Annotated in this window: 20 protein-coding genes and 1 pseudogene; 19 read left to right on the plus strand and 2 right to left on the minus strand. The window is 47.6% G+C overall.

What is annotated here, in order from left to right:
* Positions 1–13: 13 nt before the first annotated feature.
* The 14 genes and pseudogenes from NSB28_RS16390 (at position 14) to NSB28_RS16455 (ending at position 16,178) form a co-directional block, all read left to right on the plus strand.
* Positions 14–874, plus strand: coding sequence for an ABC transporter permease (locus NSB28_RS16390; RefSeq protein ID WP_109624897.1), 861 nt, complete (start codon positions 14–16; stop codon positions 872–874).
* 9 nt (positions 875–883) lie between these two features.
* On the plus strand, positions 884–2,887 hold the full coding sequence (locus NSB28_RS25245; RefSeq protein ID WP_109624896.1) for an ABC transporter ATP-binding protein: 2,004 nt from the start codon (positions 884–886) through the stop codon (positions 2,885–2,887).
* 16 nt (positions 2,888–2,903) lie between these two features.
* The gene (locus NSB28_RS16400) at positions 2,904–4,061 is read left to right on the plus strand and encodes a CapA family protein (protein WP_109624895.1); all 1,158 of its coding nucleotides are present in this window, start codon (positions 2,904–2,906) and stop codon (positions 4,059–4,061) included.
* Complete coding sequence (locus NSB28_RS16405) at positions 4,061–4,912, plus strand: alpha/beta fold hydrolase (protein WP_109624894.1); 852 nt, start codon at positions 4,061–4,063, stop codon at positions 4,910–4,912. Before NSB28_RS16400 ends, NSB28_RS16405 begins: the two co-directional genes overlap by 1 nt.
* 35 nt (positions 4,913–4,947) lie before the next feature.
* On the plus strand, positions 4,948–6,105 hold the full coding sequence (locus NSB28_RS16410) for a 2-hydroxyacyl-CoA dehydratase family protein (protein WP_187374128.1): 1,158 nt from the start codon (positions 4,948–4,950) through the stop codon (positions 6,103–6,105).
* Complete coding sequence (locus NSB28_RS16415; protein WP_109624892.1) at positions 6,096–7,487, plus strand: 2-hydroxyacyl-CoA dehydratase subunit D; 1,392 nt, start codon at positions 6,096–6,098, stop codon at positions 7,485–7,487. The genes NSB28_RS16410 and NSB28_RS16415 overlap by 10 nt, the downstream gene beginning before the upstream one ends.
* The gene (locus NSB28_RS16420) at positions 7,477–8,691 is read left to right on the plus strand and encodes a CaiB/BaiF CoA transferase family protein (protein WP_109624891.1); all 1,215 of its coding nucleotides are present in this window, start codon (positions 7,477–7,479) and stop codon (positions 8,689–8,691) included. The genes NSB28_RS16415 and NSB28_RS16420 overlap by 11 nt, the downstream gene beginning before the upstream one ends.
* Positions 8,692–8,861: 170 nt before the next feature.
* On the plus strand, positions 8,862–9,209 hold the full coding sequence (locus NSB28_RS16425; protein ID WP_109624890.1) for a PadR family transcriptional regulator: 348 nt from the start codon (positions 8,862–8,864) through the stop codon (positions 9,207–9,209).
* A gap of 37 nt (positions 9,210–9,246) precedes the next feature.
* Positions 9,247–10,320 (plus strand): permease prefix domain 1-containing protein, encoded by a 1,074-nt coding sequence (locus NSB28_RS16430; RefSeq protein WP_148409211.1) that lies wholly within the window; start codon positions 9,247–9,249, stop codon positions 10,318–10,320.
* A gap of 222 nt (positions 10,321–10,542) precedes the next feature.
* A pseudogene (locus NSB28_RS25000) lies at positions 10,543–11,094 on the plus strand (HAD family hydrolase); the annotation flags it as partial.
* 78 nt (positions 11,095–11,172) lie between these two features.
* Positions 11,173–12,498, plus strand: a complete 1,326-nt coding sequence (locus NSB28_RS16440) for an L-cysteine desulfidase family protein (RefSeq protein ID WP_243134680.1) — start codon at positions 11,173–11,175, stop codon at positions 12,496–12,498.
* Complete coding sequence (locus tag NSB28_RS16445; protein ID WP_109624888.1) at positions 12,476–13,864, plus strand: MATE family efflux transporter; 1,389 nt, start codon at positions 12,476–12,478, stop codon at positions 13,862–13,864. Before NSB28_RS16440 ends, NSB28_RS16445 begins: the two co-directional genes overlap by 23 nt.
* Before the next feature lie 60 nt (positions 13,865–13,924).
* Positions 13,925–15,298 (plus strand): MATE family efflux transporter, encoded by a 1,374-nt coding sequence (locus NSB28_RS16450; RefSeq protein WP_109624887.1) that lies wholly within the window; start codon positions 13,925–13,927, stop codon positions 15,296–15,298.
* Between the two features lies 1 nt (position 15,299).
* Complete coding sequence (locus tag NSB28_RS16455; RefSeq protein WP_109624886.1) at positions 15,300–16,178, plus strand: EamA family transporter; 879 nt, start codon at positions 15,300–15,302, stop codon at positions 16,176–16,178.
* A gap of 243 nt (positions 16,179–16,421) precedes the next feature.
* On the opposite strand, the gene NSB28_RS16460 is transcribed toward NSB28_RS16455, so the two are convergent.
* Both NSB28_RS16460 and NSB28_RS16465 read right to left on the minus strand, forming a co-directional pair.
* A complete protein-coding gene (locus NSB28_RS16460) occupies positions 16,422–16,874 on the minus strand; it encodes a hypothetical protein (RefSeq protein WP_109624885.1) in 453 nt (150 codons plus the stop codon).
* Between the two features lie 138 nt (positions 16,875–17,012).
* Positions 17,013–17,711 carry a TetR/AcrR family transcriptional regulator gene (locus tag NSB28_RS16465; protein ID WP_109624884.1) on the minus strand — a complete coding sequence of 233 codons (699 nt, stop codon included), beginning with the start codon at positions 17,709–17,711 and terminating at the stop codon, positions 17,013–17,015.
* A 235-nt stretch (positions 17,712–17,946) separates the two neighbouring features.
* Here NSB28_RS16465 and dcuC (NSB28_RS16470) point away from each other — a divergent pair, with 235 nt between their 5' ends.
* From dcuC (NSB28_RS16470) to dcuC (NSB28_RS16490), 5 genes are read left to right on the plus strand one after another with little or no spacing between them, the layout of a single operon-like run.
* Positions 17,947–19,323 (plus strand): C4-dicarboxylate transporter DcuC, encoded by a 1,377-nt coding sequence (dcuC, locus tag NSB28_RS16470; RefSeq protein WP_109624883.1) that lies wholly within the window; start codon positions 17,947–17,949, stop codon positions 19,321–19,323.
* Positions 19,324–19,363: 40 nt separating this feature from the next.
* The gene (locus NSB28_RS16475) at positions 19,364–20,470 is read left to right on the plus strand and encodes a uroporphyrinogen decarboxylase/cobalamine-independent methonine synthase family protein (RefSeq protein WP_109624882.1); all 1,107 of its coding nucleotides are present in this window, start codon (positions 19,364–19,366) and stop codon (positions 20,468–20,470) included.
* A 15-nt stretch (positions 20,471–20,485) separates the two neighbouring features.
* Positions 20,486–21,481 carry a uroporphyrinogen decarboxylase family protein gene (locus tag NSB28_RS16480; protein WP_109624881.1) on the plus strand — a complete coding sequence of 332 codons (996 nt, stop codon included), beginning with the start codon at positions 20,486–20,488 and terminating at the stop codon, positions 21,479–21,481.
* 18 nt (positions 21,482–21,499) lie between these two features.
* Positions 21,500–22,768, plus strand: a complete 1,269-nt coding sequence (locus NSB28_RS16485; protein ID WP_187374126.1) for an SLC13 family permease — start codon at positions 21,500–21,502, stop codon at positions 22,766–22,768.
* 12 nt (positions 22,769–22,780) lie between these two features.
* Positions 22,781–24,163: a C4-dicarboxylate transporter DcuC gene (gene dcuC / locus NSB28_RS16490; RefSeq protein WP_109624879.1), complete on the plus strand. Its 1,383-nt coding sequence runs from the start codon at positions 22,781–22,783 to the stop codon at positions 24,161–24,163.
* Positions 24,164–24,212: the final 49 nt, after the last annotated feature.

Below are 24,212 nucleotides of genomic sequence, written 5' to 3' on the forward strand. Positions count from 1 at the left end.
GGAGAACATAGGGATGGATAAAGAAACAAAGACAAAAATACATTTGTTTTTCAGGAGGCTGTTTAAAAGAAAATTGGTAATGCTGGCTGCAATACTGGTCCTGTTCTTTATACTGACTGCCATATTTGCTCCGCTGCTGACACCGTATGAACCTAATAAGCAGGATCTGACAGCAATTCTTCAGAAACCGTCAGCCTCCCACTGGCTGGGCACTGATGAGGCAGGACGGGATGTACTGACAAGAATATTCTACGGGGCCAGAACCTCACTGATCATAGGCGTTGTATCGGTACTGATCTCAGCTGTGGCCGGAGTTACTTTGGGCTTAGTATCAGCTTATTATGGAGGGCTGCTCAATACTGTCATATCCAGGTTCATAGATGTACTTATGTCACTTCCTTCACTGATGCTGGCATTGGCACTGGGACTTGTTTTCGGGCACAGTATCGGAAGCCTGATGATAATCCTGGGTATTTCCACGATTCCAACTTATACCAGAATGATGAGCGCCCAGGTTTTGTCAGTGAAGAATCAGGATTACATAACAGCAGAGCGCGTTGCCGGGGCCAGGAACAGCAGGATTTTGATCTCACACATACTGCCGAACTGTTTCTCACCTATTCTGGTACTGCTGACTTCCAATATTGGTATGACGATCCTGGCAGAATCATCTCTGAGTTTTTTAGGAATGGGAATTAATCCGCCGACGGCTTCCTGGGGAGCAATGGTCAGTGCCGGTTGTTCGAAGCTGCTTTTAAATCCTGTATATGGAATAGCCCCGGGAATATGTGTATGCCTGCTGGTCTATGGCTTTAATGTACTTGGGGACGGACTGCGGGATGTGCTTGACCCGAGACTGCGCGGGAGCTTATAGGAGGGGAATATGGAACACTTTTTAGAAGTAAAGAATCTGCGGGTTTCTTTTACGGGCGATATACAAAAATCCATTGCGGTAGATGATGTCTCCTACTATGCAGAGCCGGGGGAGGTAGTTTGTTTTGTTGGAGAAAGCGGCTCGGGGAAATCTGTGACCCAGCTGGCGGCGCTGCAGCTGCTGCCTGTCCCTCCGGCAGTGATTGAGGGCGGTGAGGTATGGCTGGAAGGGGTAAACATCATGCAGTATAAGGCTGACAGCCCACAGATGCGCGCTGTGAGAGGCGGGGAGGTTGGAATGATATTTCAGGAGCCAATGACCTCTTTAAACCCGGTCAAGACAATAGGGGTGCAGATTATGGAATCTGTCATCCTACATTTAAAATGCAGCAGGGAAAAGGCAAGGGAGCGGGCATTGGAGCTGCTGGGCCAGGTAGGGATCCCGGATGCCGCAGCAAGGCTGAATGACTTTCCATACCAGTTTTCAGGCGGGATGCGCCAGAGGATCATGATTGCCATTGCTCTGGCGGCAAGCCCAAAAGTCATAGTGGCAGATGAGCCTACGACAGCCCTGGATGTGACTACTCAGGCACAGATACTGGACCTGCTTACCTCGCTGGCGGCTAAGAATAATACGGCATTGATCCTGATCACTCATAATCTGGGGATAGTGGCTAGATATGCCCAGCGTATATATGTGATGTATGCAGGAAAAATTGTAGAGGAGGGGCCGGCAGAAAAGATTTTTGGACATACTGCCCATCCTTATACAAAGGGACTTCTGCAGGCTGTCCCCCGGCTGGATGACCAAAACCGGCGCCTGGTTCCCATAGACGGGATAGGGCCAAGCCCGGGAAAACGTCTTACTGGCTGCCAGTTCAGAAACAGATGCAGGTATTCAAGTGAAAAGTGCTGTGAAGAGCAGGCGCTCAGGGAGATCGGAGGGGGCCAGCGTTCAGCTTGTATCTGGTCCTATGAGGAGTTAAAAGAGCAGGAAAAGGAAGGCGCAGAGGACGAAAGAAAAGAGACGGAGGAGTTCGGGGAAAATGTATTAGAAGTAAAAGATCTGCGTGTAACTTATCCTCTGCGGAAAGGTATCTTAAACCGAAAGGCCGGGGAACTGACAATTATAGACGGTATCTCCTTTAGTATACGCAAGGGAGAGACACTGGGCCTTGTAGGAGAATCCGGATGCGGAAAGACTACAACAGCCAAGGCCATACTGAAACTTCTGGAAGGGACTTCAGGACGTGTACTGCTTAATGGGCGGGATATCCTGCCGCTGCGGGAAAAGGAGTTCCGCAGCCAGAGGAAGAATATCCAGATGATCTTTCAGGATCCATTCAGTTCTCTGGATCCCAGAAAACCTGTGGAAGAATTAGTGGGAGAACCCTTGCTGATACATAAACTTGTTAAAGACCGTGCGGAATATGACAGGAGGGTAGATGAGCTGTTTTGTCTGGTGGGTTTGGAGCCGTCTATGAAAAACCGCGTTGCCCATGAATTTTCGGGCGGACAGCGGCAGAGGGTGGGGATTGCAAGAGCTTTGGCAGCAGCTCCCGACATTATTATCTGTGATGAGCCGGTTTCCGCATTGGATGTGTCCATTCAGGCGCAGATCATAAATTTGCTGGAGGATCTTCAGCAGAGGCTGAAATTAACTTTTTTATTTATAGCCCATGACCTGTCTGTCGTAAAGCATATCAGCCACAGGGTAGCTGTGATGTATCTTGGCAATATAGTGGAGATTTCAGACAGTGAAGAATTGTATGCAAAAGCCAGGCATCCGTATACAAAAGCCCTGCTGAATGCAGTGCCCATACCGGATCCGGCCATTGAACAGGAGAGAGAACGCAGGATGCTGCCGGGAGAAGTGCCAAGCGTAATGAAAAGGCCGGCAGGCTGCTGCTTTTGTGACAGATGTGAACTCTCAGATGAACGGTGCAGAAAAGAAAAACCAGAGCTTGTCTGGGATGGAAAAAAGCATGGAACGGCATGTTTTCAAATAACCTAGAGGGGGATTTTATGAAATGGAAAACAAAAATGAATTTGTATTGCTGGCTCTTGGCGATATTATCCTGGGAGAGGATTCCCCTAAATTTATGGAGGGGGTAAGGCCTGCATTAAAGGAGGCAGACATCCGGATCGGGCAGCTGGAAGTACCCTACACCACACGGTGTGAAGTGATGGAGGGACTGTACAGGGAGCCCTGGCGGCTGGAGCCGCTGGCAGACTGCATGGATATATTGACTTTGGCGGGCAATCACCTGTACGACGCCAAAGAGGAGGGGATTGAAGATACGCTCGGATGGCTGGATGCTAATGGGCTGCTACATGCCGGCGCTGGTAATAATCTGCAGGAAGCCAGGAAGCCTGCCCTTATTGAAAAAAACGGATGCAGGATAGGAGTGCTGAATTATAACTGCACAGGGCCTAAAGTGACATATGCCGGGGAGGACAAGGCGGGATGCGCTTACGTAAAGATTATTACAAAATATGAGCTGGGAGATGTGGCCAATCCGGGCGGGCCTCCGGAAAAGATATATACATTTCCTGACCTGGAATCCCTGGAATGGATGAAAGCTGATGTCAGTGGGCTAAAAAAGGAATGTGATCTGGTTATTGTATACTTTCATAAGGGTATTGTACACAAACCGGTGCAGCTGGCTGACTACGAGGCAGTTGTATCTCATGCGGCAATAGATGCGGGCGCTGACCTGATCTTAAGTTCACATGCCCACATTCTGCACGGGATAGAATTTTACAAAGGTAAAGCAATATTCCACGGTCTGGGTAATGGAGTTGCCTGGGTGCCGTCCCTGGGGCCGGACTATGAATTTGGGAAAGCTGCAAAAAAGAATGATGTTTTTGATCCGAAAGGATGGGCAGAAAAAAGGATAGAACGTTTTGGATTTGTACCGGACCCGGATTATCCCACTTATCCATTTCATCCTGAAGCTGTAAATACGATTTTGGCAAAATGTATAATCAGGGATAAAAAAATAGCTGAGGTCAGATGTATGCCTGCAATTGTCGGCCGGGATGGTGTTACCAGAATTGTAAAAAAGGGCAGTGGGGCAGAAGATGTTTTTAGATATCTGGACGATATTACACAAAAGGCAGGGCTGAATGCGTCCTACAGATGGGATGATAATGAAATAATAGCAGAGGAAAGGGAGGGATTTTAATGCCATATGCAAATGTAAATGGGGTATCTTTGTACTATGATGAATTCGGGAGCGGTGATAAGGTGGTGATCACGGCTTCCGGAGGGGATTTTAAGCATCCTGACAATAAAAAATGGCCATATTATCTGGCGGATTATGGATACCATCTCTATACGGTCACCTTGAGAGGTCACTGGAAATCTACCCATGTGACAACAGATTATGGAATGGAATGGTATAACATCTGGGCAGACGATATCTACGAATTTGGAAAATATATAGGAGCAGAAAAATATATTTATATGGGCCTGTCACACGGAAGCGGCGTGGGCTGGCATTTGGCAGACCGCCATCCTGAGGTGTTAAAAGGATTTGTGGCAATTGTGTGCGGGCCGCATTACCTGAACGGGGATCTGAATGATAAACAGACATCTTTTGCCCGGGAGCGGACCATACAGGCCGCTGACGATCCAGAGCTGAAAGCGGAAATAGCCAGATCCTGGGAGCCGGACTGGAGCAAGATCCCGCCGGAGGATATAGAAGCGGAAAAGAAGAGATACGAGCAGCGGGTAGAAGAATGGATGGAAATGTCTCCTGAAGAAATGCGTATCCGTCCCAGGATTGCTTTTGCGTGGATTGATACAGAAGACGATCTGGCAGAGAAGCTAAAGACAATACATGTGCCGATGCTGATGATAGCAGGTGTGCAGGATGAGATCGTATCTGTGAGGGCTATGCTACGTTCAGCCTGCTCGGTTCCGGATGCGAAGACGATCTTTTATCAGTCGGGAGATCATGGAGTAGCCTATGACCCTGAATGGAAAGAGGATGTAAGGGATGAGATACTGTTGTTTTTAAGTAAGAAGGCATAAAGGTTAATAGCAAAAAGAGAATGGGTGTGAGCAGTATGGGAATCAGGAAGTGTGCCCTGAGCAGCAGTGCATTTAGAAAATTGAAGGAATATTATGACAATAGAGAAGCGGCATCTGAAAAATGGAGGATGCAGGGCAGAAAAGTCGTGGGTGAACTGGGAGCAGATGTGCCTGATGAATATATTATAGCCGCCGGTATGCTGCCTGTCCGTATTTATGCAGCCCCAAAAGAATGCCTGCCAGAGGCGGAGCGTTTTTTGGAGTATGCTTTTGACCCCATGATGCGTGCTAAATTTGAAAAAATTGCAGACGGAACTTATGCACGGGAAATAGACGCCCTGGCTGTCTCCAACAGTACAGATGTAATTATACGCCTGTATCTGTATCTGAGGGAGCTGCACCGTGTGGAGCCTGAAAGGCCTCTGCCTGAAATGGCTTTTATTGACTGGCTGTTTACACGGAACAGGCTGCATCAGGAGAGAAATGAGTTTATAATGCAGAAGTTTATGAAAACCATAGAGAAGTGGTCCGGGTCCCCTCTCAGTGAAAAGGCGGTGGAAACGGCAGCAAAGCTGTGTAACCGGGACAGGGAAGCGCTGCGCCGTATGGGGAGGCTGCGCCACGGTGGGGAGGTACATATCAGCGGAAGCGAAGCACTTGTGATCATTGGCAGTGCATTTTTTATGGAGAGAGAAGAACATCTGAAACTGGTGGAAGAAGTTGTGAAGGAAGCAGAGGAATGGCCGTCACTGGATGGGATACGGGTGTTTTATACAGGCAGTGTCCAGGAAGATACAGAATTGTATGATATGGTGGAGAATTGCGGCTGTGTTATTGTGGGAGAAGACCATGACTGGGGAGACCGCTTCTATGACAGGGACTTTATGACAGAATATGGGGCTGTGCGCGGGGCAGCTGACTGTTATATGATGCGTGAATTCAGCAGTAAGAAAGCATTTGTCAGCCAGAGAGTGGAGGCTATAAACAGGCAGGCCGACAGGACAGGCGCACAGGCTGTTTTTTTCTATAACAATATCTATGAAGAAGCTGCCAGCTGGGATTATCCGGAACAGAAAAAGAGCCTGGAGGCCAGGGGAATCAAGACAGCCTGCTTTGCGAAAATGCAATGGCCATGCGGGAAGAATGAAGAGTTGGAAGAGAGGATTCGGGAGGCGGCAGAAAAATGGAAGTAAACGGGCAGGGGGCAACAAAATCAAAGGCTGTAAAAAAACTGAAGGCAACTGCAGCTGCGGGGGCGTACCAAAAGGAATGGTTTTTTAAGCTGAAAAAAAGAGTGGAGGATGGTGAGCACTTTGCATATCTGAATGCAGATGTGCCTATGGAGGTTCTGCGCACCATGGATATACCTTTTGTAGTCAACCAGTGGTGGGCGGCAATCTGCGGGGCTAAGCGCATGACGCCTAAATATTATGGCCTTTTAAAGAAAGAAGGCTATCGGGATGACTTGTGCAGTTACTGTGCAACTGCTTTTGCTGAGAGCCTTGACCCGGATGACCATAAAACGGATCCTGAGGGAAAGCCCCTGGGGCCGTGGGGAGGCCTTCCCTCACCAACGCTGGCAATTACACGTCTTACATGTGACTGTCAGGGGAAAATATTTGAACTGTTTGCCAGGCGGCATGGAGCAGATTTTTATGCAATGGAAAATACCGTGCCGGACAAAACACCAGGCGGATGGTATGAAATGGCTGCTGATAATTGGGAGGAACTCTACGATAAAGACAGACTGGATATGGCTGTGGAGGAGCTTAAAGAACTGATCCGTTTTCTGGAGATGAAAACGGGGAAGATGTTTGATAAGAACCGGCTCATCGGGGTGATGAACCTCATTAATGAACAGGAGGGGTGGTACAGGAAGATCCGGGATCTGATAGCTGCCTCGCATCCTGTGCCGGTGACGGTAGTAGATACCATAAATGCGGTGATGCAGGCTCAGTGGCAGAGAGGGACAAGATGGGCGGCGGATCATGCCAGGGGCCTGTATGAAGAGATTAAGGAGCTGGCAGACAATAAGGAGGCCGCCGTACCTGGAGAAAGGTACCGCCTGATGTGGATAGGGCGTGGAATCTGGCATGATTTCAGCTTTTACCAGCGGTTTGAAAAAAAGTATGGCGCAGTGTTTGTCTGGAGTATGTATCTGGCAATGGGGGCGGACGCATATATCCGCAACCATGTGGAGGAAGACCCTTTGCGCGCTCTGGCAGCCAGATATATCGGAATGGAGGACTTTCTCCATATGCCGCCCTGGAACAGCCAGTGGTATCTTCAGCAGGCACGTCAAAATGATATAGACGGTGTTGTATACATGGTACCGGAGAATTGTATGCAGGCTGTAGAAGGGAGCTACTTTATAAAAAAGACACTGGAGGACGCAGGTATACCGGTGCTGCTTTTTAAAGCCGACCCTGTAGATGCGAGAAAATGGGACGCGGGGTCTATGACATGTCTGGTTGAGGACTTTATTGAAAAGCGGGTCATAAAGGACGGGCCGGATACGTCCTGTTCTGAGACTCACGGCAATCTGGGAAAGGAGGGAGTGGAAAATGGCGTGTAAAGGACCATTAAGCGGATACCGTATATTAGATATGACACAATTTGAATCAGGGACTGTATGTACTGAGACACTGGCCTGGCTGGGAGCGGAAGTACTGAAAGTGGAGAGGCCGGGGAAGGGTGAGCAGGGACGTTATTCTGTAGAAGAGCCGGATGCGGATACATATGGCTTCCTTATCATGAATATGAACAAGAAGTCTGTTACATGCAATGCAAAGACGCCTGAAGGCCTTGCGCTCCTGAAGAAGCTGTTAATTAAATGTGATGTGATCATTGAAAATATGGGGCCGGGAAGCATGGACAGGCTGGGGCTCTCTTATGATGTATGCAGGGAAATAAATCCGGAAATTATCTATGCAAGCCTGAAAGGTTTCGCACAGGACGGGCCGTATGCAGATTATCCGGCGTTTGATCCCATCGCGACCCACACGGGAGGTCTTGTGGCTGCCACAGGCCTGCCTGATATGCCGGTTAAAGCAGGTATTTCTGTGGCAGATTCAGGAACCGGGATCATGATGGGATTAAGCATCATAGCTGCGCTTTTACAGAGAGAGCGTGAGGGCGGCGGCCAGAGGATAGACATTGCCATGCAGGACTTTATGATCGGATTGTCGCGCTCCAGCTGGGAACCTTATTATAATACTGGCAGACCTCCCAGGCGGGTGGGAAATGGAATGCCGCTGGAAGATGTGGCCCCGTCAGATACTTATCCCTGCCGGCCTTTTGGAAGCAATGATTATGTGCATATTTACTGCAGCCGGTCACCGGGAAGCAGCCATTGGACAAACCTGTGCCGGGCCATCGGAAGGGAAGATCTGCTGAAGGATCCAGATATGGCCACACCTCAGAGCAGATACCGTCATAAAGAAAAATGTGATGAAGCCATAAAGGCATGGTGTGCGCTGCATACGAAGCAGGAGGCTATGGATATCCTGTGTAAAGCAGATGTTCCGGCGGGAGCCCTCCTTGATGCGTCGGATATCACAAATGATCCTCAGTATCAGGAAAGAGGGATGATAGTTGAAATCGACCATCCCGTAAGAGGCAAGGTCAAGATTCCCGGATTTGCCCCGCGGATGAGCAGGAACCATATTGAATATGAGCCGTCGCCGGGGCTGGGGGAGAACAATCTGGAAGTGTACCAGGGGATTTTGGGACTTAGCTCAGGTGAAATAGAACAGCTGAAAAAAAAGAAGGTAATTTAGATAACGGTTATAGATAATAGATAAAGGCTATTGTGAAGCAGGCGTATCTGCTGAAGCAATGGCCTTTTTGTACTGCGGCAATACTAATAAAATATTACTTGACCTGTCGTAGTAATTGTGCTATCTTTATATTACTACGACAGACATAGTACGACAGGCGTAGGAATAGAATGAAGACAGGAGGCGGCGGATTGATAAGCAGTGACGTAATTCGTGGTTATAATGATACGATTATCCTGTATCTGCTCCTGGATGGGCCTTCATACGGATATGAGATTTCAAGGAGAATTAAAGAGCTGTCGAATGAAAAATACATAATAAAAGAGACTACCCTGTATTCCGCATTCACAAGGCTGGAGAAAAATGGCTGCATAGCCTCCTTTTATGGGAGTGAGACAAACGGGAAGCGCCGCACCTATTATGAGATAACCCAGGAGGGGAGAAAGTACTACAGGGAAAAGTGTGAGGAGTGGGAACTCACAAAGGAAGTAGTGGAAAAATTTATACGCAGGGATTGAGCCGTTGCCGGCCGCTGTGCGGGAAGTGGAGGAAGAGATGGATACAATTAAAACATATCTGGAAAATATGTTTATGCAGCTGCCAAGGACGCCTGAGGTATTAAAGGCAAAAGAAGAGCTTCTGAGTATGATGGAAGACAAGTACAATGAGCTTAAGGCGGAGGGGAAGACTGAGAATGAGGCCGTGGGTATCGTGATCTCAGAATTCGGAAATCTGGAAGAACTGGCGGCTGAGCTGGGTATTAATGCATATGTCACCGGAAACCGCGGACAGAACCGGCAGGCATTCGGAGGAAATGATGACAGATATGACCAGGACAGAGAGAGCGGACGGGAATATAATAGTGAAGGCTTTTATGTGACTATGGATGCTGCCACAGAGTTTATGGAGGAGCAGAGAAAATTTGGGATCAGGATAGGACTGGGAGTGCTTATGTGCATTTGTTCACCCATACTGCTTATTATTTTCGGGGGAATAGGGGATGATGACATCAACAATCTTCTCTCATGGATATCCTCAGGGCCGCTGCTTACCGTGGGGCTTGGGTTCTTGTTCCTGCTGATAGCCGCTGCTGTGGGTATTTTCATCTTCAGCGGACTGAGGATGAACAAATATGAATGCCTGAAAACTGAAAAGTTTTATCTGGATTTTCAGACAGAATCATATGTGAGGGAACAGCAGGAGGAGTTTAAAGCCAGTTTCACAGTCTGCCTTGTGCTTGGTGTGGTGCTGTGTATCCTCAGTGTAGTGCCTGTATGTGTAGTTGCCCTTGTGCTGCCGGATGCTTCCATGAGTATCCTGGTGTGCGTGGCTGCGCTGCTTCTCCTTGTTGGTGTCGGCGTCTGGCTCATTATCTATGCAGGTGTAAGAAATACCGGTTACAAGGTGCTTCTGCAGGAGGATGAGTATGATTATAAAAAAAAAGAGAAAAGCAGGCTGATTGAGGCGGTCTCAAGTGTGTATTGGCCAGTCATTACATGTATCTATCTGGGCTACAGCTTTATCACCGGACGTTGGGGAAGCTCATGGATGATATGGGTAGTTGCAGGTGTCCTGTACGGGGCGGTGGAAGGGATCCTGGGCGGAACAGGAAGCAGGAGAAGAAGATAGAATTATATAGATAAATATTAATAGAAACATTAGAACAGACATTTAAACAAACAGACCATCCGGCAGGATTATACCTCTGCCGGATGGTCTGTTTGTTCTGCAGGCAGCAGCAGTTTTCTGTAACAGTTTTCTGCTTAAAATATGCAGCACCCATTTCCTTTCCAGGATATTTATGTTAAAATGTACCCATTAGTTGGAATATTGTAACAGAGGAGAAGAAGAATGATAAAAGCAGTAGTATTCGATATGGACGGTGTACTCTTTGACACAGAGCGGATCTGTCTGGAGGCCTGGAATGAGGCGGCCATCCTGATGGAGGAGGCTCCCGGGGATATTGAGGCATCGCTTAAAGATTGCATTGGACTGAACAGAAATGATACGCAGCTGTATTTCCAGGAGAAGTACGGAGAGGATTTTGATTATGACAGGTTCAGGCAGCTGAACTCGAAAGCTTTTGGGGAGATAATAGCAAGGGACGGACTTCCTGTAAAGGACGGAGTATATGAAATACTGGAATATCTGAAAAAGGCCGGGACAAGGATTGCCCTGGCCAGTTCTTCGCGCAGGGTAAGCGTGCTGGGGCATCTGAAGGAAGCTGGGATCACAGATTATTTTGAAGCGGTAGTGACAGGTGATATGGTAGAGCACAGCAAACCGGACCCGGAGATATACAGAATGGCCTGCGAGAGCCTGGGGCTGCCGCCCTGTGAGGTAATGGCGGTAGAGGATTCTCCGAATGGTATACGGTCTGCAGCGGCAGCAGGAATGAAGGCTGTCATGGTGCCGGATCTTGTCCAGCCGGATGAAGAGATATCGCAGCTTCTCTATCTTAAATGTGATTCTCTGCTGGGAATTGTGGATTATCTGAAAAAATATAAGACGTATGTGGAAATACTGGACAGGGAGCTGATCCCGGCAATGGGATGTACGGAGCCGATAGCTGTTGCGTATTGCGCCGCCTGTGCAAGAGAGCTGCTTCAGAAGAGGCCCGAGAAGGTCCGCATCATGGCCAGCGGCAATATAATTAAAAATGTAAAGAGTGTGATCGTGCCGAATACAAACGGGCAGAAGGGGCTGGAAGCAGCGGCGGCAGTGGGTATCATCGCAGGAGATGCAGCCCGCCAGCTGGAAGTGATAGCAGACGTGAGCCAGGAAGAAAAGGAGGAACTTGCCGGATATCTAAAAGAGGCTGATATATGGGTGGAGCCTGCTGATAACGGTTTTGTCCTGGATATTACAGTGGAGGTCTTCTGTCAGGGGGATTCAGCCAGTGTCAGGATTGTAAATGAACATACAAATATCGTGCGCAAGGAGAGAAATGGGGAAATATTATTTAATAAGGATCCCGAAGGCTGTGCAGAAAATGATAAGGAAGAGGACTGCCCCGATTATGGTCTGCTGAATATAGAGGATATCTGCAGGTTTGCAGAAAAGGCGGATCTGGATGATGTGAGGCCTGTATTGAAGCGGCAGATAGAGTGCAATACTGCCATATCGGCGGAAGGCATCCGCGGGGACTATGGAGCAAATATTGGTTCCGTTCTGCTCCAGGCTTATGGTGACAACATACATATCAGAGCCAAGGCTGTGGCAGCTGCAGGTTCGGATGCCAGGATGAATGGCTGTGAACTGCCTGTGGTCATTAATTCAGGGAGCGGTAACCAGGGGATGACGGCATCACTTCCTGTGATAGAATATGCCAGGGAATATGGAGTGGATGATGATACACTGTACAGGGCGCTGCTGGTGTCGAATCTGAGCACTATCCATCAGAAGTCCCATATCGGCAGACTTTCCGCCTACTGCGGAGCTGTCAGCGCCGGAGCCGGAGCAGGGGCGGGAATCGCCTGGCTGCTGGGGGGCGGCTACAGGGAAGTGGCCCATACGATCGTAAATGCGCTTGCCATAACCTCAGGGATCGTGTGCGACGGTGCCAAGCCTTCCTGTGCCGCAAAGATAGCGGCAGCCGTGGATGCCGGGATACTGGGGTATGAGATGTATATTCATGGGCAGCAGTTCTATGGAGGTGACGGTGTTATTTCAAAGGGTATTGAGAATACTATAAATAATATCGGGCGCCTGGGCAAGGAAGGTATGAAAGAGACAGACAGGGAGATCATACAAATTATGACAGCAGGACGGGAATTGCAGAAGGATGACAAAAGTGGAAAAGAATGAATTTTTAGGTACAAAGAAAGTAGGAAGCCTGCTCTTAGAGCTGGCGCTTCCTGCGATCACTGCGCAGCTGGTGAATATGCTTTACAATATAGTGGACAGGATCTATCTGGGGCACATTGAGGATATAGGCCCCATGGCGCTGACAGGCGTCGGGCTCTGCTTTCCCGTGATCATACTGATAACGGCGTTCAGCAACCTGATAGGTATGGGAGGGTCGCCTCAGGTGTCTATTAAGATGGGAAAGCAGGAAAAGGATGGCGCTGAAAAGATCCTTGGAGCCTGCTTTACCACTCTTCTGATACTATCAGCAGTGCTGACAGCCGTATTTTTGATATTTGGCAGGCAGCTTTTATTCTTATTCGGAGCCAGTGATAATACGATCCAGTATTCTCTTGATTATATGAACATTTATGTGTGCGGGACTGTATTTGTCATGATGGCTCTTGGGCTGAATCCGTTTATTTCAGCGCAGGGCTTTGCTAAGATCAGTATGATGACTACTCTTATAGGCGCAGTAGTGAATATTGTGCTGGACCCTGTCCTTATATTTGGATTTGGGATGCAGGTGAAGGGAGCGGCTCTGGCTACTATCATTTCCCAGGGTGTATCCGCTGTCTGGGTCCTTCATTTCCTGACTGGCAAAAAGACGATTCTCAGGATCAGGAAACGGGACATGCTGGTTAAATCAAAGATTATTCTTCCTGTGCTGGCGCTGGGGTTGTCACCATTCATTATGACAAGTACGGAGAGCCTTCTAAATATTGCATTTAACACATCGCTCCAGAAATACGGAGGTGATCTGGCAGTAGGAGCTATGACCATCATGAGCAGCGTTATGCAGATCATCACACTGCCTACCCAGGGCCTGTCCCAGGGGGCGCAGCCGATCATCAGCTATAACTACGGCGCCGGGAAGCCTGACAGGGTGAAAAAGACGTTCAGGCTTCTGTTTATATGGTCCGTAGGGTACTGTGTCTTGTTCTGGGCTGTGAATATGACATTTCCGTGGCTGTTCCCATCTATATTTGCCAGCAGCCCGGAATTAAAGGAGATATCAGCGTGGGCAGCCAGGATCTATCTGGGGGCAGGCTTTATACTTGGCGTGCAGTTCTCATGCCAGCAGACCTTTATCGCGCTGGGAGAGGCCAAGATATCCCTCTTCCTTGCGCTTCTGCGGAAGATCATTCTGCTGATACCGCTGATCTATATCCTGCCTAACTTTTTTTCAGATAAGGTCTTTGCAGTATTTCTGGCGGAGCCGGTGGCAGACATGCTGGCTGCGCTTACCACCTTCAGCCTGTTCATATGGAGGTTTGGAAAGCTGATGAAGCAGATAGAAAAGCGCCATGCGGCTGCATCCATTTAAAATCGCATCAGGTGATAGAAGAGTTACAATATTACAGTCAAAGGGAACTTGGAAAGAAATATGGAAAAAGAAAACAGGCTGGGGACGGAGGATGTAAGGAAGCTGGTGCTGAGCCTTGCAATACCGTCCATGCTGGCACAATTTATTAATGTCCTGTACAGCGTGGTAGACCGTATGTACATTGGAAATATTGCGGAAACAGGTGAAATGGCTCTTGCGGGAGTGGGCGTATGCGGTCCGCTGATTGCTCTTATATCGGCATTTGCTTCTTTTATAGGAGTGGGAGGTTCGCCTCTTATGAGCATCAGGCTGGGAGAGCAGAAAATAGAAAGGGCCAGGCAGATACTGGCAAACAGCTTTCTCATGCTGTCTGTGATATCAGTGGGTACGACAGGAATTATATTTCTTGTGAAGGACAAGCTGCTCATGGCTTTTGGCGCAAGTGCGGCCACATTTACATATGCGGATGATTATTTCACGATCTATCTTCTGGGCACCATATTTGCCCTGCTGTCTATCGGCATGAACCAGTTTATCATAGCGCAGGGATATGCAAAGACAGCTATGGCATCTGTAGTGATAGGGGCAGTTCTGAATCTGGCTCTGGACCCTCTCTTTATTTTTGTATTTGGGATGGGGGTGAAGGGGGCGGCATACGCAACTGTATTCTCACAGTTTGTGTCATGTGTGTATGTGCTCTTAGTGCTGTTTGGAAAGAAGATACCAGTGCGCATTACCTTTAAAGGCTATTCCTGGAGCGTTATGAAGCAGATCGCTTTTCTGGGATTTACTCCTTTTATTATTATTGTAATGGACAATGTGATCCTGCTGGCTCTCAATGCCACTCTTCAGGGATACGGGGGAGCAGGCAGGGGAGATATGCTTGTGACGTGTTCCACAATTGTCCAGAGCTTTATGCTGATCGTTACCATGCCGCTTGGAGGCATTACCTCAGGGACACAGACGATTCTGGGGTATAACTATGGGGCGCGGCGCTCAGGACGGGTCCGGTCAGCAGAAAAATATATCGTTCTGCTCTGCCTGGCCTTTACCACGGTCATGTTCATTGCAGCCCAGACCTGCTCCGGGTATTTTGTGCGGATATTTACAAAGAATGAAGAATATATCAGTTTTGCTTCACAGGCTATTAAGATATATACCCTGGGTATTATGCCGCTGGCCTTCCAGTATGCGTTTGTAGATGGTTTTACAGGCATGGGCATAGCGAAACTGGCAATACCTCTTTCTATGATGAGGAAGGTCATCTTTCTGGCGGGCGTATTTTTGATACCTGTCTTTTCTGTCATAGAGAATATCTTTTATGCCGAACCGTTAACGGACTTTATTAGTGCCATAATCACATCGGCATGTTACTTTATAATGATCGGAAAAGTATTGAGGCAGAGAGAACTTCTGCAGGAAGGGCGGGCATAGTATGTGGGTTTTATTTGCGTTTGGATCAGCTTTTTTTGCCGGGATCACAGCGATTCTTGCTAAGCTTGGGATTGAAGATACAGATTCCTACCTTGTCACGGCACTGCGTACTGTGGTGGTGGTGATATTTGCCTGGATCATGGTCTTCTTAGTGGGATCCCAGAACACTATAGGGGATATCAGCGCGAAGACTTTAGTATTCCTCATCCTTTCAGGGCTGGCCACGGGAGCTTCCTGGCTGTGCTATTTCAAAGCGCTGCAGATCGGTGATGTGAATAAGGTGGTGCCGATCGATAAATCAAGTACAGTACTTACCATGCTGCTGGCGTTTATATTTCTTGGAGAGAGTCTGACTGTCGTGAAGGCAGCTGCAATGGCGTGCATAGGCGGAGGCACTTATCTCATGATTGAGCGCCGGGAACAGGACAAAGTATCACCAGGACAAAGGTCAGGAGGTTCAGGCAGGGGATGGCTGTTCTATGCAGCCGGATCTGCCATATTCGCCAGCCTGACTGCCATCCTTGGCAAAGTGGGGATCAGCGGTGTGGAATCTAACCTGGGTACGGCTATCAGGACAGTAGTAGTGCTTATCATGGCGTGGCTTCTTGTGCTGGGGCTGGGAAAGCAGAAAGGCATCGGAAAGATCGGGCGCAGATCCTGGCTGTTTATCCTGCTGTCAGGACTTACCACGGGGCTGTCATGGCTCTGCTATTACAGGGCGCTGCAGGACGGCGACGCCAGCGTGGTGGTACCCATAGATAAACTGAGCATCCTTGTAACAGTAGTTTTTGCAGGGATCGTGCTGAAAGAAGAAATGAAGAAAAAATCTATCCTGGGACTGTCGCTTGTGGTCCTGGGGACCTTGGCGCTTTTGATCTAAGTACAGGCAGTTGTTCAGTATCTGCGCACAGAAATATCGTTACTGTTCACTCCGTGACCAGTAACACGCTCCGCGATGCACAGAAACGGCAAAAACCGCCGTTTCGCGCTGCAACCCTCGGTATTTTCGTGCAAATATGCACGAAAATACTTCGCGGGATGGTGACGTGTGAACAGTAACGAAATATCCCCCGTCTATCCGGCTGATGTTTTTTCAGTACGGATAAACGGGGGATAATAATTTTTAGTTTATGGAGACAGAGAACTGAACTGTGCTTTCCCGCAGAACATCTTTTGCAATATCCGTTGGCAGTCCATTGTAATTTCCATAGTAGTCAGAAAGGTCATCATTCCAGAACTGAATGACTGTCTTTTTGAAGATGCAGTATTCAAAGCTTATCCCTGCCAGCGACCTGACTTTTGTCTGCTCAAACAGGGGATTGCCTGTAAAAGCATCCTCGTAAAGTTCTAATTCCGGTTTTTCAGACGGTCTGACATCGTCTTCCGTGGGGCCGAAGATAGTTGCTGTTAATGTGATTCCGCCGAAGTCGACGTTTTGAATGAGTAAGGCCTTAATAGCTTCAGATTTTTCCTGATTATCCACTAACATCAAATAATTGTACTGGCCCTCCGGAGTCTGATACAGCTCCTTTCTCTTACAATCGGTTTTAGCAGCAGGCAGACTGCAGTACTGCATGTACTGTGCTGCATAAAATAGTGGTAATTTCTTCTTTACCAGTATAGCATTATGAAAATTAACTTCAATAGAATTTTGCGAATAACCAGTCTGGCTTGGCGAATAACGGAGGCTGCAAAAAAGTAAGGCTGCTGTGGATCACAGCAGCCTTACTTTTTCAGGGTCTATATCCAGTATGATATCAAATGCTTCGTAAAAACACTTATCTATTACGGCATTGGCTATACCGGCAAACCGGAATAAAGTTGTTACAGTACAGTATGAAATTGTGACAGACAGTCTGTACCACTCATCCTCAGAAAGCTTTTTATAGGTGTCTTTTTCATAATAGTGTATAAATAATTCACGTCTGCCGGCGGATTCCTGCAGCCGGAGGTTATAGATCATGCTCCTGGGGAAGGTGATATTGTGTTTTTCCAGGATCTCATCATAAAAGCTGTCATCTATTTCCGGCATGGTATTAGAGCTGGAAAAGATAGCATACATGGAAACCTTATTGGAAGCAGATGATTCACATTTAAAACGTCTGCTTTCGGGGGTGCTGTGTGTGGCGGTATTGATCAGAATATCATAGGCAAAGAGGAAGGTCAGAGGGTCCTTTATATCCCGGCTCTGGAGCTCTTCCCAAATGCGTGCATGAAAATCCCTGTTGATTACCTGTATAATATTATTAATATTCTTGAAATGGTAAGAAAGCAGGGAGGGCTGTGCCCCAATCCGTTTTGTGATCCCATTGACGCTTGCATTGAAATATCCCACTTCCCGAAATTCTGCTTTTGCTGCTTCAAGCAGCAGTTCTTTTGTCTGCTGGCCTTTTTTCATTTTCTTTAATTCCATTCTTTAAAATCTATACAGCCTCTGATAAATCATAGCTGGTAAACTTTTACTGTACCCATTTTACACAATCCTGTGGGAATAATCAATAGGAGATAAAGAATAATATTGAATTATTTTTGAATTTTATTTAAAAAATTCAAAAATAATTATAGAAATGCTTTCTTTTTCTTAGATCAGGTGATATAATACATTTAAAAATAATTACTAAAGTTTTAACACGAAAGGGGGATTTTTTGTGGGTATTGTTAAAATCATTCTCACGCTTGTTCTTTTTCTGGGGGTCATCTACGCCCTGAATAAGAAACTCAGTCCGGCTATTACACTGACCATGTTTGGTTTCCTGGCGATTTTTATCGGAGGGCTTCTGAATGGCTATCAGGTGCTGGGCGAGGAGACTACCGGAAACCTGGTATTTGATATATTCGAATACTTCAGGGCATCAGCTGTAGTATCTACCATATCTAAGATGGGGATAAGGATCATGTCGATCCTTACATATGTGGCATTTATGGATCACCTGAAGGCCACAAAGATGTTTGCGCTCCTGGTTTCCAGGCCGATCATGAAAATGAAAAATAAATACCTCCTCTCCGGCGGGGTATTCCTTCTGACTGCTGCGCTTATCATCGCGATACCTAACGGGACCGGACGTATGGCGATCCTGATAGGGACAGTTTATCCTGTCATGCTGGCCTGCGGTATCTCAAAGGCTACGGGAGCGGTGGCAATCTTTGCAGGAGCTATGTACTCCTGGGGACCGGCAAACCCGAAAATTCCTACGGCTGCGTCCTACATGGGGATTGAAGTCAATATGGCTGATTACTTCCTGAAAACAGAATGGATGTGGGATATACTGGCAGTAGTTGTGGGAATCCTTATTTTTGTGGTCACTTCTAAATATTTTGATAAAAAGGAAAAGGCAGAGACAGGAGAAGGGGTCTACTCAGGCGTGACAATAGAGTCCCTGGGAATACCTAAATGGTATGCGCTGCTGCCGCTTATCCCTATTGTCCTTATTATCGTATTTGGAGGAAATATTCCCGGGCTGCCGCAGCTTGAGATCGCGACTGTGGAATTTATGTCATTTTTCTTTGTATTTCTGTTTATCACGATTATATCAAAGGACAGAAAACAGGCATGGAATGACGGAAATCTGTTCTTTACAAGCCTGGGGAATTCCCTGGGAAGAATTGTGGGTATTATTATCGGAGCCACTACGTTTGGCGCCGGAATTACAGCCCTTGGCGGGATAGACCTGATCCTGGAGCCAGTACTGAATATGAGCGCCAGCAATGCAGGGGTATTTATCCTTATCACATCAGTGCTGGCAATAATAGTGGGCGTTGTATCTGCCAGTGATTATGTGGCCAATTCAGTGCTTGGTCCTGTGTATACGGCATATGCCACATCTGCAAATCTGAATGTAAATGCATTTTTGCTCCTTTCAGTCAATGCTGTCCAGATGTGTATTGCACTTACACCTGCGACTGCCCATGTAGCGCTTATCAGTGAGGGGTCCGGGGTACCCATCAATACAATTATAAAGCGTGCCAGCCTGCCGATCTTAAGTTCTATCATTGTGTATATCATAGGAGCTATGGTCATGGCCTGAACTGATGTGTGCAGGCAGGAGGATTTTATAGGAGGGATGTATGACAGTGGAATTTAATGAAAGTGAAATGGAGACAGCAGGCGTATCTGAAGTGTATGCGAGACTGGGAGCCCACATTCCTGTATACAGATATCCTATATCAATGAAGGAAGCGTGGAGAAGGGCATGCCTGGATAAAAAGCCGGTGTGGCTGAATACAGGTGCCGAGGCTTTCAGCTTTTTCCCGGATGTCATACCTGACAACAGATGCAGGGGCTTCTGCAACGAAGAGGGAGTCAGCCTGACTGACTCAGAAAAGGGCGGAAGAGACATGTTTGGTGTTAAATGGACGTATATTCCTGTGGCAGGCGGGTCGATGGAGGACCCGTCAGAGCCTCACCTTCTGCAGGATGCCAATGAATGGGAGGAAAAACTGATATGGCCGGATATTGATTCCTGGGATTTTGAGGGCTGCGGGAGAAGGAATAAAAAGCTGCTGGAAAATGGTCTGTTTAACTACATACCATTCATGAATGGGTGTTTTTTTGAGAGGCTGATTTCTTTTATGGGATTTGAAAATGCAGCTGTTGCACTTATTGACCCTGATCAGAAGGAAGCCGTAAAAAGACTGTTTGAAAGGACTTCGGACTTATTCTGCAGGATAGTGGACAAATGCTGTGATGCCTTTGACGTAGATGGCTTTTTAGTGCATGATGACTGGGGCGGACAGAGCGGGCCATTTTTTTCCTTCCAGACAGGCCGGGAAATGATCGTTCCCTATATGAGAAAGCTTACAGACCATATCCATTCGAAAGGCAGGGTGGCAGAACTGCACAGCTGCGGGAAAAATGAAGTACAGACGGAAAACTTTATAGCGGCGGGATGGGATGTCTGGATGCCGATGGCTGATATTAACGACACCCGGAAGCTGTTTGAAAAGTATGGTGATAAGATCGTTATTGGGATTGTTCCTGACATGTATGACAGGGAAGCACCGTCAGAGATCCAGAAGATGGCAGCCAGAAAGGCGGTGGAGCAGTTCTGTACTAAACAGGGGAAGGCCTGTGTGATCAATAAATATTTTACCCCGTATATTCAGGGAGCCTATGCAAAAGAACTGTACAGGCAGTCCAGGATAGCCTGCGGCAGGCTGGAGAGTGAAGGATAATGACAGGAGGAGAATATGCCAATATCAATAAGAGAAAATATGATACGTGTATTTCATCATGAGGTACCGCAATTTTTGCCTATGATAACAGATATACAAAATATAGCGACTGTTGAACCGGGATTTACCTGCCGGCTCATGGAAGGGCGCAGGCCGGGAAGCAAGGAGCGCGACTGGTTCGGACAGAACTGGGTATATGAACCTATGGTGAGGGCTTATAACCCGGACGCATCAGAGTATATAGTCAAAGATATCACCAGATGGAGGGAATATGTGCATCTGCCAGACCCTGACAGCGTGGACTGGGAAACATTGTTTGAAGAGGACGGCATACAGGTGGACAGAGAGAATAAGTTTATCATGCTCAAAGACGGGTTTGGCCTTTGGGAGAGAGCATTTTCTATGGTCCCTATTGTAGAGCTGCTGTGCAGCCTGAAACTGGAACCGGAGGCATGCGAAGATTTCTTTTCCGCTATTGCAGATTATAAGATTAAGCTGCATAATCATTATATCAGATACTACAGGCCGGATGCGTTGTGTATGCATGATGATTACGGCTCAGGGCAGGGGCTGTTTATGTCGCCGGATACATGGAGGGAGCTGATAAAGCCCCATCTGCAGCGGGTGATCGATAATGTGACTTCCCAGGGTGTCATCTATGAGCATCATTGCTGCGGTATGCTGGCTCCCATTGCGGAAGAAATAGCGGACATGGGGGCGGATGCCTGGGAAAATGTACATGTGGTGAATGATCCATACAAATGCAAGCAGGAGTTTGGAAAAAAGCTGGCGTTTATCGGCGGTGTGGCTGACAGCCAGATGCTTGATACGGACAGCACGACAGAGGAAAAGATACGTTCCCACATGAGGGAAACTATGGATAAGATGCTGCCCGGAGTGGGGACGGTTATATATGCGGCCTGCAAGGCACATCCGGAGAGAAGCGCCATAATCAATGAAGAACTGCTGGGCTATGGACAAAAATTCTTTCAGGAAAAAAGACCGAGGTAATAATGTGAGGTGATGGGTATGGATCCCAGGCTAATCGTAATGCTGATTCTGGCAGGAGCTGTTCTGCTGTTTTTGTCAAACAGGGTAAGCGCTGCGGTGACAGCGCTTCTGGTAAGTACGGCTCTGTATGTAACGGGCGTGATCGATGCTGGTGAGATGGTGGCAGGTTTTTCAAATTCTGCCGTCATCCTCACTATGGGTATGCTGATCATCAGCGGAGCCATGCTTTCCTGTGGATTTGCTGATATACTTGGGGGCTTTGTACTGAAGTTTGTAAAAGGTGAGCGGAACGTGATGACAGCGCTGGTAGTGCTGGGGATTTTCCTGTCGGCGTTTATGAGCGCGATCGGTACGGTCAGCGTGCTGATCCCACTGTGTATAGGCGTGTGCCAGAGAGAACCCGGCAATTACAGGCTTGGCAAGCTGGCAATGCCCTGTTCCATAGCGTGCTCAACGGGAGGAATGCTCACACTGATCGGGAAGCCGCCCAATATAACGGCGAACCAGATATTAATAGAAAATGGATATGGTTCAATGGGATTTTTTGAACTTGCGAAAGTAGGGCTTCCTATTGCAGTGATCTTTATTTTGTTTATGCATTTCTGGGGATATAAATTAATTCCTGATACGGGTATAGATCCTTTTAGCTTCAGTATCACTTCAAGGGGAACGGAAATTAAAAAATGGAAAAAAGCAGTCTGCATCGTTATTTTTCTGGGGACTGTTATTTCCCTGGCAATGGAAAATGTGACTGGTATCCCGTCGCATGTCTCTGCGTTTGTGGGGGCTGCAGCTGTGCTGGCTGCCAATATAGTATCTGACAGGGAAGCATTTAAGCGGATAGAGTGGAGGTCCATTTTCCTGATCGCCGGGATGCTCCCGCTGGCGAGGGCTATGGTCAGCACGAAAGCGGCTGACAGCATTGCCGGCTTTATCATTGATCTTCTTGGAGAGCATCCGTCACCGGTAATACTTACAGGGGTCCTGTTTTTAATTGTCACTGTGCTGACAGAATTCATGTCCAATGTGGCGGCATGTACTCTGTTTGCACCCATTGGTCTGGCAGTGGCACAGGGCCTTTCTATAAATCCTGTCAGTGTAGTGCTTGCTATCGCTATTGCTTCCGGCTGTTCATTTGCCACGCCGGTGGGTAACCCTGTATCCACATATGTAATGGGATACGGAGGTTACCGGTTCAGGGATTATATGAAGGTGGGCCTGTGGCTCAATATTATCAGCTGGCTGATCGGGGTGGCCATGATATCTGTATTCTGGCCATATTATTAAAGGAGAATTGCCATGGTTGCGGTCAAGCTTTTAATTACTTTTGTTATGTTTGCACTGGTGCTGATTGCGCTGAAGAAAAAGATCAATTTTGCAGTGGCGCTTACAATGATCGGTATCGCCGGGATCTTTGCCGGCGGGCTTATAAACGGTACAACTCCTATGGAGGAGAACAGTACGGGGATCCTGTTCTTTGACGTGTTTGAATATTTTAAATCTGTGGGCATTGTCAGTACTATTACAGGGGCCGGAATTAATATCCTGACAATCGTGGGATATGTGGCCTATATGGATTACCTGAAGGCCTCAACCCTGTTTGCTCTGCTTGCCGCCAGGCCAATTATGAGGATCAGGAATAAATATCTGATAGCCTGGGCCACATTCGTATTTGCGTCGCTGCTTCTTCTTGTTATTCCTAACGGGACAGGACGTATAGCGCTCCTGTTTGGGACAGTATATCCAATTTTGCTGGCATGCGGTGTGTCCAGGGCTACGGCGGCTACTTCGATTTTTGCGGGTGTCATGTATCTGTATGGCCCAACCTCAGCCAATATTGCGGTAGGTGCGGGGTATATGGGATATGAGAATTTTAATCTGGCAGAGCATTTTGTCAGATATGAATGGCCCTGGGCATTTGGGGCGATCCTGGCTGGTTCGGTGGTATTTATTTTTATGGCCAGACATTTTGACAAAAAGGAGAACGCCCAGGGCGGCCAGGCTGAGTTGAAGGGCAAAAAGATTGAGGAACTGGGGATACCTAAATATTATGCACTCTTTCCTGTATTCCCCCTCGTGATGATGATCCTTTTCAGCGGCTTAGTGGGAAAGCTTCCCACGTTAAGCATACCTTGTGTAGAACTGATGTGTTTTACGCTTGTCTTTGGCTTTGTGGTACTCACGTCCAAAAACAGGACAGAGGCGGTAAACGGAGGCTTCGAGTTTTTTAAAAGCATGGGGAAGACACTTACAAACATCCTGGGTATCGTTATAGGTGGAGCAATGTTTGGAAAAGCCGTCATGCAGATCGGCGGGATTGGAATTCTTCTCCAGCCATTCGTGAACGCAGGCACTGACATTAACCTGCCGCTTTTTATTATCCTTTCAACTATAGTAGGGCTGTTTGTGGGTGTTGTGGCGGCAAATAATTATGTGCCCATGACAATACTTGGGCCGGTTTATGCAGCTATCATTGCCTCCTCCGGCGCGAATCCTGACTATCTTATCCTGACAATGTGCAATGTACCGCAGTTTGCCATAGGCATGTCGCCTGCCACTGCCCATATTGCTATGACAAGCCAGAGCAGCGGGGTCCCTATCCCAACTATACTGAAAAGGGCATTTCTGCCTCAGGCTGTGTCTATACTTGTCTATCTGGCGGGAGCATGTATTATGGCATGAAAACAGATGCAGAAATCCCCTGATAGACAGAAAGCCTCCGCAAGTGTAA

Origin of the sequence: Murimonas intestini, assembly GCF_024622195.1 — a bacterium.
GTDB classification, from domain to species: domain Bacteria; phylum Bacillota; class Clostridia; order Lachnospirales; family Lachnospiraceae; genus Murimonas; species Murimonas intestini.

Bases quoted from the DNA above. Each gene is read 5' to 3' on its own strand.
- NSB28_RS16390 (WP_109624897.1), top strand. From the start codon at position 14: ATGGATAAAGAAACAAAGACAAAAATACATTTGTTTTTCAGGAGGCTG.
- NSB28_RS25245 (WP_109624896.1), top strand. From the start codon at position 884: ATGGAACACTTTTTAGAAGTAAAGAATCTGCGGGTTTCTTTTACGGGC.
- NSB28_RS16400 (WP_109624895.1), top strand. From the start codon at position 2,904: ATGGAAAACAAAAATGAATTTGTATTGCTGGCTCTTGGCGATATTATC.
- NSB28_RS16405 (WP_109624894.1), top strand. From the start codon at position 4,061: ATGCCATATGCAAATGTAAATGGGGTATCTTTGTACTATGATGAATTC.
- NSB28_RS16410 (WP_187374128.1), top strand. From the start codon at position 4,948: ATGGGAATCAGGAAGTGTGCCCTGAGCAGCAGTGCATTTAGAAAATTG.
- NSB28_RS16415 (WP_109624892.1), top strand. From the start codon at position 6,096: ATGGAAGTAAACGGGCAGGGGGCAACAAAATCAAAGGCTGTAAAAAAA.
- NSB28_RS16420 (WP_109624891.1), top strand. From the start codon at position 7,477: ATGGCGTGTAAAGGACCATTAAGCGGATACCGTATATTAGATATGACA.
- NSB28_RS16425 (WP_109624890.1), top strand. From the start codon at position 8,862: ATGAAGACAGGAGGCGGCGGATTGATAAGCAGTGACGTAATTCGTGGT.
- NSB28_RS16430 (WP_148409211.1), top strand. From the start codon at position 9,247: ATGGATACAATTAAAACATATCTGGAAAATATGTTTATGCAGCTGCCA.
- NSB28_RS16445 (WP_109624888.1), top strand. From the start codon at position 12,476: ATGACAAAAGTGGAAAAGAATGAATTTTTAGGTACAAAGAAAGTAGGA.
- NSB28_RS16450 (WP_109624887.1), top strand. From the start codon at position 13,925: ATGGAAAAAGAAAACAGGCTGGGGACGGAGGATGTAAGGAAGCTGGTG.
- NSB28_RS16455 (WP_109624886.1), top strand. From the start codon at position 15,300: ATGTGGGTTTTATTTGCGTTTGGATCAGCTTTTTTTGCCGGGATCACA.
- NSB28_RS16460 (WP_109624885.1), bottom strand. From the start codon at position 16,874: ATGCAGTACTGCAGTCTGCCTGCTGCTAAAACCGATTGTAAGAGAAAG.
- NSB28_RS16465 (WP_109624884.1), bottom strand. From the start codon at position 17,711: ATGGAATTAAAGAAAATGAAAAAAGGCCAGCAGACAAAAGAACTGCTG.
- NSB28_RS16475 (WP_109624882.1), top strand. From the start codon at position 19,364: ATGACAGTGGAATTTAATGAAAGTGAAATGGAGACAGCAGGCGTATCT.
- NSB28_RS16480 (WP_109624881.1), top strand. From the start codon at position 20,486: ATGCCAATATCAATAAGAGAAAATATGATACGTGTATTTCATCATGAG.
- NSB28_RS16485 (WP_187374126.1), top strand. From the start codon at position 21,500: ATGGATCCCAGGCTAATCGTAATGCTGATTCTGGCAGGAGCTGTTCTG.
- dcuC (WP_109624879.1), top strand. From the start codon at position 22,781: ATGGTTGCGGTCAAGCTTTTAATTACTTTTGTTATGTTTGCACTGGTG.